Source organism: Bacillus sp. D48C, from assembly GCF_053345735.1.
Window position 1 is genome coordinate 572,559 of record NZ_JBKFAQ010000002.1, and the last position, 11,828, is coordinate 584,386.

Consider the following 11,828-nt stretch of genomic DNA (forward strand, 5'->3'; position numbering starts at 1 on the left):
CTAATACTATTATTATTTATTTTTAGCATTTAAGACACCCAGCGCTATTTTGGTTGCTTCTGCAATAAGCTTATCATCGTATTTAGCATCCTCTTTATCATGATTAGAAAGTATCGCAAGAACAATTGGCTTTTTATTTGGTGGCCAAATAATTGCGATATCATTTCTGGTTCCATAAGATCCCGAGCCCGTCTTATCAGCTACTTCCCATCCTCCTGGAACTCCAGCACGAATTAAGTTGTCTCCGGTAGTATTCCTTTTCATCCAATCTATTAATAAATCCCGTTTCTCAGTTGAAAGTACATCTCCTAACGCAAAAGCCTGAAGACTAGTAGCTAATGCCTTTGGGGTACTAGTATCATGTACGTCTCCTGGATGCACTTCGTTTAACTCTGGTTCAAAACGTTCAGGATTTGTAACGGTATCTCCTATTTCTCTCAGTGATTTTTTGAATTCGCTAGGTCCACCTAATTGTTTAAGAATAAGATTTTGTGCAGTATTATCACTATATCGAAGGGAAGCATCTGCAAGCTCTTTCAGAGTCATCCCCCTATCAACATACTTTTCTGTAATTGGATTGTAATTAACAAGATCTTCACGAGTATACAAAACTCTTTGATTTAGATCTTCTATTGATTTCTTTTGTAAAAGTACTCCCACAGCTAAAGCTTTGTGGGTAGATGCGTATGCAAACCGTTTATCTGATTGATACGTAACGGTTTGATTCGTATCAGTGTCCAATGCATAAATACCAAGTTTAGCATCAAATTCTTTTTCAAGTTTAGCAAAAGAATCATTACCAGTAGTTTCTTGTTTGATTTGATTTGTTTGTTTCGTTTGTTTAAGTGATTCAGATTGAGTATTACCATCGGAACAGCCTATAAGCGTTGCACATGAAAGAAATACTACAGGTACCATCTTTTTGTAATGTAAAATGTTAAAAAACTTGTTTAAGACTATCATACATTTTCAACCTCTTTCAAGAATATATAGTTTTTCTAGGTGTTATACATACCGACACAATGAAAAAGTCTATCGGATATCACTCTTCTTGCATCTCACTTTTCATAAAGTGAAATGCAAGAAGCCCTCACCAATCGGGCTTTTACGGGTAAATAGCGGGATAAAATGAGCGAATTATCATGAACACCTGTTTTATACGTATACTTAATAGACAACTTAAGTAACAAGTTTGTTCCATTTTTATCAGTAGTCGTATCTAGAAACCTAAAAAAGTCCATTTAGAAGATCTAAATGGACTTTTTTACTCATATAATCCTATCTATAGTTAAACGAATAAGATTAAATAAATTTAAATTTTCTTGCTTTATCTACTAAACTGTTTAGGCATTTCTTTAACGTGCTTATCATCATCACGCCAATCATAGGTTTCTTTCTGTGAAATATCTAAAGTTTGATCTCCAATTCTAACAATATTCTTATTTACCCATTCAATATATGGATCGGTATCTGGATAATTCCAATATATATTTTTCTCTGAATCTGTATCAAGGTTAACTAATTCACCCCTAACAGCATCCGCACTTAATGATCCTGCATTATGAAAATAAGTCTTGATGAGATATTTTCCATCTGGAGATTTCACTGTTCGAATTAATTCCCCTTTTGGAACACCTTGCAAACTAAAAAATTTCCAATATCCAAACCCAATTATAATTACTAACATAGTAATTATAGTTAGTAATACTTTTCTTTTTGTTTTTTTAATTTCACCTTTTGTATTTATAATACTCATTCAACTCCATTTCATAGAACTAATACCATATTATACCATTAAATAAATGGTATAATATATCAAAAATAAAAATCCTCCCGTAATAGTATTATAAAAAGGGCATGTGATGGTCTCCCTATTTATAAAGTGAAACTTTAATCCCACTCACCAATCGGGCTACCCGTTAATGCGGGATAAACATGAAAATTCCCCTTTAAGAAAAATATAAAAAATCAGACAGTATACTTGAATTGCTCTTCGCAAGAGAATATACTAATAAAGCAGGCTATGACGTTCCTTCCTTCTAACTTCTTTGACCAAATAGGGATGTTACTTTCCTGCTAAACACATAGGCTATGACAATTCTTCCTTCTTTTCCAGAAATTTCAAATAGTTTTAGAGTTGTCAATTCCCTATGAAAAATAATTAGACTATAAAACCTCTTTCTTCTTTGGGATTGAATAAACTTTAGTTTATCAACCATTGATGTAGAGGTTTTCTTTTCTTAATTAACAAATTACCACTTAACAACTAAATGTTATACCCCTAATTTTTCACTAAAAAATAGCTATGTAACCTCTGTGTATTTTTCTACAATTAGTGTGTTTATGCATGTAAAAATAAAAATCTACCACTGAAAGGAGGACAGTCAGACTATTCCCCTCTTTTATAAGGAGTGAATAGCTGGCGTTCTCATGAAAAATTCTATTTACATAAGAAGAAGTTTGAAAGTAATTATAAAAAGAGAAGAAAATAAACTACCGAACATTTATTTAGCCACTGTTTTAAAAAACTTGGAAAGTTTAGGATTTACTTTTTCCGAGCCTTTAATAGAAGAGTTGCAAACACTTTCGGTTGATACATTCACACCGTTTTACAAAGAGTTGGTAAAACATTTAAAAGAAATGGTTGGTGCACATATTCAGTTTGCTCCTATGTATCCAAACTTTCCGCAACAAATGATGGATTTAAGTGACGCTGATTTATACATTAATGCTATTATTCATTATGTGACGTTGCGCCTACCTGTATCAAAAGTAGAAGAACGACTTCCTCTTTTAGATAGCGTTGATTTGAAAGTTATTAACTTAGGAAGTGAAGAAGATTTCAATCAAATGATTTCTCAATTGATTAGTGCAAACAGCTCTATTTCCTCAACTGATAAGACAGATGTAGAATGGGCTATTACACACACTGAAGATGTTTCCTGTTTTCTACCTAATGTAATTCCTCATAAGGAAAATATGTCTTTTATAATTGGAGTTTTATTAATAAACAGAAAAATATCAGCCGATGCTGCTGCAAAGTATTTTAAAACAGCAACTGATGTTCTTCGCCTTGCAGTTGCTTTATCTGAAGGCGATGTGAGTTTAGCATCTTCCGTTCGATTCAAGAAGTTTAACCGAGCAGAAAGACGCTTCCTTTTAGGATTGTTAGAGCAATGCGGAAACATTACCGAAGATATGCTTCGATACAAAAAACGTTGGATTCGTCTAGGTGAAATTCTTCATCCAGCAGAATATCATACTCGTTTCCCAAAAACCCACCGAGCATTTGAGATTCTTCGCAACAACATTAAAGTTGAAACATTTAATGGAAAAATAGAAGCAGCTTTGTTGAATCGTGATATCATGACAGCGAAAAATCTTTTAAAAACTCGCCCTGGGGAATTTGCCAGACGCTTGGATCATTTAATCCGTTTATGTAGTGATAAGTCAACAGATGTTTTCCATATTCTCGAAGAGTTTCTAAGTATAATAGGAGACGTTTCTACTCCTGTATTACTTCAACTCACAGCTCATTTTAAGCATCGAAATGATAAAAATGAATTTCGTACCTTTTTTCCAAAGGGAAATGTAGCAAAAGCTATAGGTATTGAAAATACACTTCCATTTATCTCAAAGGATATTTGTTTAATGATTGTAAAAATGTGTGAAGATACTTTAAAAAATCGCTTCGCAAAACTTCCAAGTCTCGGAAAAGTATTTTTGGATGAACAGTTAAAAAATCACTTAGTTCCCTTCTCTCAACGTTCAGCCAGCAAAGCGCTTCGCACATTATCTCGAGGAAGTAAAGTAGATTTGCCAGAAGGAGATACGATTCGTTTTTTCCTATGGTGGAAAGAAGGCTATGTGAATGGACAACATACAGGACGCGTTGACATTGATTTGTCTGCTGCAATGTACGACGAAGATTGGCAATACAAAGAACATGTATCCTTCACGAACTTACGTTCAAAAAATTTCAAAGCCTACCATAGCGGAGACATTACTTCTGCACCAAAGGGGGCATCTGAATTCATTGATTTCGATATTCCGTCTGTGCTGAAATATGGTGGACGCTATGTAGTCATGACTTTGCTTTCTTACACAGACCAACCATATAAAGATTTACCAGAATGCTTTACTGGTTGGATGGTTCGTCAATATCCTGGTTCAGGTGAAATATTTGAACCTTCTACTGTTCAAGATAAAGTGGATATTACTGCCGACACCCAAATCTCTATTCCAGTTATCTTAGACTTAAAGGAACGAAAATTGATTTGGACAGATTTATCTCTTACAAGAGATCTAACTTATGATAATACCATCGAGGCGAATCAAAAAGGTATGATACTAGTTGGAAAGGCTTTAACTAATTTAGTTAAACCGAATTTATATGACTTGTTCCGATTACATATTGAAGCTAGAGGTGAACTCGTTCAAGACATCGAAGAAGCAGAAACTATTTTCTCTTTGGATAAAGGGATTACTCCTTTCGATATTGAAAAAATAATATCTGATTTTATAGCTGACCCACAAGGCTAACTACATTACAAACATTGATAATGTGTGGAAAATATCCATGTATAATGTCTATGTGAAACAGGACCTGATAGATGCATATCAGGTCCTGTTTTTTATTTAGTAGATACTAAATAGTCCGGTTAATCATTATTCAGCTAAATACACGATACTAATAAAGTGAAATTTATTCGAAAGAAGTTCATTAGTTAATACGTATCTAATTAAGAAACATTCATATACCAGCCCAAACATCTTTTCCATATCGCCCTTCATCTTGCACACGATCCAACCAATTCCTTGCTTCTTGTTCACTGACTTCATGAATTTCTTGATATGCTTGACAAAGGGTATCTTCTACATCCGGAGCCATTTTACTGCCATCACCACATATATAAAGATGAGCTCCATTATCTAATAACGAAATTAAATTGATACTATCTTGTTTTATTAAATGCTGTACATATGTTTTGGGATGTCCCTCTAGACGAGAAAAAGCTGTGTGTAAAGAGATTAATCCATCTCTTTCATCATTTTCTAGCTCTGTACGATAGAGATAATCTTTTTCAGGATGACGACAACCAAAATATAGATGCGCTTGTCCTAAATTAATACCTTTTTGCTTTTGAACACGACGCGCTTGCAAGAATCCACGGAATGGTGCAACTCCAGTACCTGGCCCAACCATAATAATTGGTGTTTCTGGATCTTTAGGTAATTCAAAGTTTGATTGTGGCGTTCGAATGAAACAAATAATCTCATCTTTATTATGACGCTGAGCTAAATAATTAGAAGCGACTCCTTCATATGTCCCTTCTCCACTCCATGCAGGCGCATTAACAACACCGACCGTAATGCTCAGACGATTCTGTGCAACAAGTGGAGAGCTTGAAATAGAATAGTAACGCGGTTTGAGCGCAGGAAGCAGTTCTAAAAAGCGTTCAAATCGGATTTCACAAGCCTCATACTTTTCAAGAAGATCCAACATTGAAATACGTTTCTTTAGTATTTGTTCATGATAGACCCCTTCTTCTAATAATGCTTCCAATTCTTTTTTATGAGGAGGGCATGCTGTGAATGTTACCATTTCCCGTATTTGTGCACGAGTGGCTGCTTCTTGAACTTCGACACTATAACTAAGAAGGTCCAATAAACTAACAGGACTGTCTAAAGGTATGTGATTTATACTTCGTCCACTTGCACTCAGTATGACTTGATCCTTTCCGTTTAATCCAAAGCGTTTTAAAATTCGATTAACATTCTTCTCGCTATTAATTGGCAGCACTCCGAGGTGGTCTCCTTCTTGATATGTAGCGCCTTCTGGCAAGGATACCTCGATATGTCGTGTACTTCTATCGCTGCTGGATGATTGGAGTTCACGATTTTCTAGTATAGTTGCATAAACTGCTTCATATGTTCGTGCAAGAGGAGATCCTCCAAGACGACTGACAAATTGCAGACTCAAAGTACTACGCTCTTTCTCCATATTTTTGTTAAATTCCAATCCAAATGCCTTCATCGCATCAGACCACATGCCTTGTTTCCATTGCTCGAGCTGTTCCTCAAAATCACCACTTGCATCTGCTTCTCCGCGTTTAGAAAACCTTGTTGCTCCTTTTTGAGCCATCTGCTCATCAATGTATCTTGGAATCCGTTGATAGGTACTAGCCCAATTATGATCTCCACAACCAAAAACTGCGTATTGAACACCTTTTAGCTCATCTGGTTTTAGTTCCTCCAACCATTGCACAAACTGTCCTGCATTACTTGGCGGTTTTCCATTATAAGAAGAAGTTACAATAAGAACCGCTCCTTCTTTCGGTAGACTTCCAATTCGATCGTTAAGAGCTACCACTTCCGTTTGAACCCCTTCTAAACTAGCTGTATCTGCTAATTCTCTTGCAATACCTTCTGCTACACCTGTATCCGAGCCGTACAGAACAAGAAGTGAAAGATTATCAGCCCCAATAATAGAAGGTGTCTTCTGAACGTGCTGCTTAATTTCATGGTTTTTCAGCTTGTCCTCTGTAGGTGCAAGAACAGTAGGATGACTAATAGTTTGTTTTCGGGGTAGAATCCTAATCTTAAAATCACCGGGCTTTAGCGTTAATGTTTGTTTTACGTCCAGCTGATAGTTTTGATAATCGATTAATTCAAAATGTTGAAGAAGCATTCCCATTACAAGAGTGGCTTCATGAAGTGCAAATTGCATACCGATACATGCTCTCTGGCCATTTCCAAATGGCTTATAAGCATGATGAGGAACCTTATCCAGCTCTTCAAATCGTTCAGGTTGGAATTCTTCCACATTGTCTCCCCATGCATCTTTATCCCTATGCAGCTGTGGAATAAGAACAGAAATACGATCTTCTCCTTTCTTAATTGGGTATTTCCCGCCAATCACTGTATCTTCTTTTGCATAGAGACTGAATGCTGGAGCGGTAGGCCATAGACGTAGCGATTCATTTAAAATCATCCGTATATACTTCAGTTTCATAACTTGTTGGTATGTTGGAGTAGGATCTGTCAAAATACGGTCTACTTCTTCATAGGCTTTTTTTAACTTATCCGGATTCTTTAATAAAAAGTAAATTGCAAAAGATAACAATCCACTTGTTGTCTCATGCCCAGCTATTAAAAAAGTGATAATTTGGAAACGAATGTTTTCATCATCTAATTTTTCACCAGTTTCCGGATCCTGTACATTTAACATACGGGAAAGTAAATCATTTTCTTCCTGATCTCCACTACTTTTACGTTCAGCAATAATATTATCTACTAAAGAAAACATAGATTGGATATCATGCTGAAATTGACGTTTCGTTCTCCACATGAGTTTGTCTTCTATATCCAGCCGCTGCAATTGGTGCATTGCCTCATCTAGAGCACGGCTCATGCTAGTGATAAAAGGATGAGGGGTCTCACGATAAAAGCTATTAAATCGGTAATTAAAACCACATAGACCAATTGTATCTAACGTAAGGCGAGTCATATCCTCCGGAACATCTACGTCTTCATTCGGATTAAGCCGTGCCCATTTTTGAACGAGTTGTACAGCAAGATCGACCATCATGGCATGGTAATCTTTCATTGCCCGTTGGCTAAATGTAGGCATCAAAATATTATGAGCTTTTTTCCAGTTAGGCTCGTGAGTCTCGCTAGTAAATAATCCGTCTCCAGCAAAGGCACGAACCTTTGCCAAAGCACCCTCTATGCTTTTATCGAACCGCGTTTCGTCACAAACTTCTGCTACCAGTTCATGTCCAGAAACGACAATTATGGCATCACTTAAAGTTTGAATTCGAAAAATGGGACCATACTCTTCCGCCAGCTTAATAAACGATAGAGTCGGTTTATCTTTATCGATTAATGGGAGATTACCCAGCGGTCCATATGTTTTCGGCTGGGGAATGGCAGATACTTTTTTTTCCATTTAAAACACCCTTTCAAAAAAGCATGAAATAGCATATCCCATTTAATAAAGAGGAAATAGCAACTAATTGCCTGGGATACAGATATGTAATTGATTACCTTATTTTATCTTTTCCCTAACTATTCATGATTATGATATTGAGTATAAGCTTGGCAATTAGATTTATAAATTGTAGAAAAATACTAAATTAAAATGAAGCGAATAAATATAATTGGATCCTTTTAATATTGGCGTTAAAAGATAAGCTAAAATTATAATGTTTATGAGAATTTGCAAACGGATCTCATCTCTTGCATTTGTTTATAAAACGATCATTTTGATTTATTTTCTTCTAAAACACCCCAAAATAGAGAAGTTGACGAGCTTAAGATTGTAGTATTCGAAAAATCAGTAGTTTAGTTAAACCAATACGATAAGCAAGTATACCGTGTTACTAATGAAAGAGGACCTGATATGAACGTCAGGTCCTCTTTCACTATATATAATTATTTCACTGCTTCTTTCAGCTCTTTTCCAGCTTTAAATATCGGCGCCTTAGCAGCAAAAAAACTTGTAGGAATCATTATCTAGCGTTTTATTCTTCTCTACCGATTTAACTTCTCGACAGCTTCCGCACTTGTATCTACACGTTTAACGAAAAAAACTAATAGTAGTGCAACAACATTCATGCCAAGCGCTACATAGAATGAATATTGAATTCCGGATAATAAAGCCTTCTGAGTTAACATTGCCTTCGTAGCCTCTGTGAAGGTTGTTGGATCTACATCAGCCATTAGACTTTCAGCTTTTGTTTTTGTTACAGAATTCATAATCGTAACAAGAATAGCAGTACCAATCGAACCGGACACTTGTTGAGCTGTATTATTAACAGCTGTACCGTGCGGATTTAAGCGCGTTGGCAATTGATTGAGGCCATTTGTCATAAGTGGCATCATCACCATCGCCATCCCAAACATCCGCAATGTGTAAATAAGAATAATATGTGTGTGACTAGAATCGAGTTGCAGATTTGCCAGCATATAAGTTGAAACGGCTGTAATGGAAAGTCCTACTATACCAAGAATCCGAGGGCCATATTTATCAAATAGTTTACCTGTAATTGGTGACATAACCCCCATTATTACCGCACCTGGAAGCATCATCAGCCCAGAGCTCAGCGGTGAAATACCGCGGACGTTTTGTACATAAGCTGGTGTTAAAATCATCCCCGAAAACATGGCCACTGCGTTGACAATTGCAATTACAGACGCAAGTGCAAACATTGGGTACTTGTAAACACGTAAATCCAATAACGGCTCATCCATTTTTAATTGGCGGATAATAAAAGCAATTAGGGCAATAGCGCCTATGATTAAGGTTGTTAAGACAACTTTATTTGTCCAACCATCGGAGCTTGCAGAACTGAATCCATATAACAAACCGCCAAAACCGACAGAAGATAATAGTAATGAGAGATAATCAAGTTTTGCATTTTTGTTTTGTTTCATGACATTCTCAGATTTCCAAATCCCTAACAGTAAGCTAATGATTGCTAACGGTAAAATCATTTCAAAAAGCAAACGCCAGTCATAATACTCTACAATATAACCTGATAGTGTCGGTCCAATTGCTGGAGCTGTAATCATAACTAGTCCAAAAATCCCCATTGCTGTTCCCCTTTTTTCTCTTGGAAAGCTTACTAGCATAATATTCATTAACAAAGGCCCCATAACTGAAGAGCCTGCCGCTTGAACCATCCGACCAGTAAGTAATAAACCAAAATTCGGCGCTACAGCTGCTAAGGCAGTACCAAGAATAAAAATCACCATAGATGTAATGAATAGGCTTCTATTCGAGAAACGCGTTATTAAAAATGCTGATGCCGGAATTAATATACCACTTACAAGCATATACCCTGTAGAAAGCCACTGGATCGTTGAATAATCTTGAATGTCTAAATCTTTCATTATTGATGGCAAGGCTACATTTAAAAGCGAGTTATTTAGAAATGAAACAAATGCCCCAATAAAAAGGATTACAAGCATTAAATATGGTGGTTTTCTTTTATGTAATGTTTCACTCATATATTTAATTGCCCCTTCATTATAAATTTCATTGATTCGTTTAAATCGTTTACATATTTGCACAAGAAAACATTACCCTTGCAGTATTTTGCCAAACTCTTCGAATGGATATTCTCTTTTTAGCAATTCCACTTGCCCAACATAACATTTTAAAATCTTTTTTTGATTAAACCTTTATAAAAACGTTTGTTAACGGAATTTAAATTAGGCTGAAATATATAAAAGAAGCGACTGAAAATACCCTTCTAAAATAAAGTGAAACTTTAAATCAACAAGGCCACACACCCATTCCTTTAAATACAGGCTTGTAGATCTAGTTATGTAACCATCCATAAAAAGGAATATTACATAGGCTAAGTCTAACATTACATTTTTAAAGTGAGGAGAATAAGCGTATGCACCAATATTGGTATTTGAATTCAAAGGGAAACGGGGAACAATATACTAACCAAATTTCATTATATTCACAGCCCGAAATAACTAAATCTGAGGTAATGAATGATTTGAAGATTCCTGAGAATTGGAGTTACCGAGTCTATCCAGTTAATTGGGATTCATCAGCCAATTATACGGGATTCACTCCCCAACCCCCTCCCTTCTCTTGGGGGCAGCAGCCAATTAATTATACAGGGATAATACCACAAGGTCACCCTGCTAATTGGACTCCATTACCAGGTCATGCAGGTTTTAATTTTCAAAAACCTCCCTTCCCCTGGGCGCAACCATTCAATCATACAGGGATGTTCGCACAAGGTCATCTTGCCGCTTTACTATCGCCGCCAGCCAAGCCTTTTCATTTCAATACCAATAACTCGGGTGTTTTTGGAAATCCTTCAGGATGGGGTGGTCCGTGGGCCCCAATGGGATGGGGAAATACCGGAGGTAACGGTCAGCTAGGAATGCTTGGAAACTTACTTACAGCAGGAAAAGGCACCATGAGTGGAATAGGAATGATTAGTAGTCTAATCGGGATGGGGAAGTTCTTCTTTTAGTTAATTAGAACAGGAGAATGTGGCTGTAGCTTTAATCAACCACATTTAAGGACAGTAATCTCCCACCTAACTTCCTAGCATAGCATTCGCGGAAATTTTAGGTGGATATGTATTGTTACAAGTTACTGTTTTACTTTGAGTGCTCCTTTACTTTCTTATCAAGTGCCTTACTATAAGCATCTTTGTTTTCCTGCGATAACTCATAAATTGCTTTTTTCCAATGCTCTCCGTCTACACCTGATAAAAATTCAGTACCTTTCATTGTAGCTTCTTGAACCTTCTGTTTATCTTCTTTACCAGCATCCTTAATTAACTTCGTTGCTTTTCTTGCCTCTGTTACCCCTTCTTGTATGGATTTGTGAATGTCTTTGTATGTATCAGGTACTTTTATGTGTTCCATATTGTCTAAAATTTTATCTATCTCGTTTGATGTTTTTAAAACAGCTTTTGCTTTTTCTTTGTCCTTTAAGGATTCTCCTAAGTTTAGTAATAGTTCATCCTTCTTAAATTGGAACTCTACCACTTGCTCACATATGTAGTACGGATACTGTTGTTCGGAAAGTACTGTTTTCGTTATTGCTTTACTAGTTTGCTCAGTCTTATGAGTAGAATCTTTATCTCCTGCCTCGCATCCGACTAACAGCATAAATGGAACTGCTAACGTTACTAGTTTCTTTGCTCTCATTATGTATTCTCCTTGTAGAAATTATTGTAAGTAATTAACATATCAAACTATAACATACATTACATTATGGTTCACTTCCATTACGCTTTTAAAATGCAAAATAAGAATACACCCCATAAGCCGCAAATAAGATTAAT

The 11,828-nt window shown here is 36.1% G+C and carries 7 protein-coding genes; 2 read left to right on the forward strand and 5 right to left on the reverse strand.

The annotated features are described in order from the left end of the window. Nucleotides 1-12: 12 nt before the first annotated feature. Together bla and ACLBXA_RS07990 are read right to left on the reverse strand one after the other, a co-directional pair. The gene (gene bla, locus ACLBXA_RS07985) at nucleotides 13-963 is read right to left on the reverse strand and encodes a class A beta-lactamase (protein WP_000636468.1); all 951 of its coding nucleotides are present in this window, start codon (nucleotides 961-963) and stop codon (nucleotides 13-15) included. A 364-nt stretch (nucleotides 964-1,327) separates the two neighbouring features. Further along, complete coding sequence (locus ACLBXA_RS07990) at nucleotides 1,328-1,756, reverse strand: DUF5412 domain-containing protein (RefSeq protein ID WP_000022536.1); 429 nt, start codon at nucleotides 1,754-1,756, stop codon at nucleotides 1,328-1,330. A 674-nt stretch (nucleotides 1,757-2,430) separates the two neighbouring features. On the opposite strand from ACLBXA_RS07990, the gene ACLBXA_RS07995 reads away from it, so the two are divergent. Beyond that, nucleotides 2,431-4,542, forward strand: coding sequence for a TerD family protein (locus ACLBXA_RS07995; RefSeq protein WP_447617162.1), 2,112 nt, complete (start codon nucleotides 2,431-2,433; stop codon nucleotides 4,540-4,542). 211 nt (nucleotides 4,543-4,753) lie between these two features. Here the strand turns inward: ACLBXA_RS07995 and cypD are convergent, their stop codons facing one another. Together cypD and ACLBXA_RS08005 are read right to left on the reverse strand one after the other, a co-directional pair. Continuing rightward, on the reverse strand, nucleotides 4,754-7,951 hold the full coding sequence (gene cypD / locus ACLBXA_RS08000) for a bifunctional P-450/NADPH--P450 reductase (protein ID WP_000412781.1): 3,198 nt from the start codon (nucleotides 7,949-7,951) through the stop codon (nucleotides 4,754-4,756). A gap of 584 nt (nucleotides 7,952-8,535) precedes the next feature. Next, nucleotides 8,536-10,014: a DHA2 family efflux MFS transporter permease subunit gene (locus ACLBXA_RS08005; protein ID WP_000005102.1), complete on the reverse strand. Its 1,479-nt coding sequence runs from the start codon at nucleotides 10,012-10,014 to the stop codon at nucleotides 8,536-8,538. Nucleotides 10,015-10,409: 395 nt separating this feature from the next. Here ACLBXA_RS08005 and ACLBXA_RS08010 point away from each other — a divergent pair, with 395 nt between their 5' ends. After that, entirely contained in the window at nucleotides 10,410-11,006 is a 597-nt protein-coding gene (locus ACLBXA_RS08010) for a hypothetical protein (RefSeq protein ID WP_447617163.1), read from the forward strand. A gap of 130 nt (nucleotides 11,007-11,136) precedes the next feature. Here ACLBXA_RS08010 and ACLBXA_RS08015 read toward each other — a convergent pair whose 3' ends face one another. Then, nucleotides 11,137-11,691, reverse strand: coding sequence for a hypothetical protein (locus tag ACLBXA_RS08015; RefSeq protein ID WP_001201794.1), 555 nt, complete (start codon nucleotides 11,689-11,691; stop codon nucleotides 11,137-11,139). Nucleotides 11,692-11,828 lie beyond the last annotated feature (137 nt).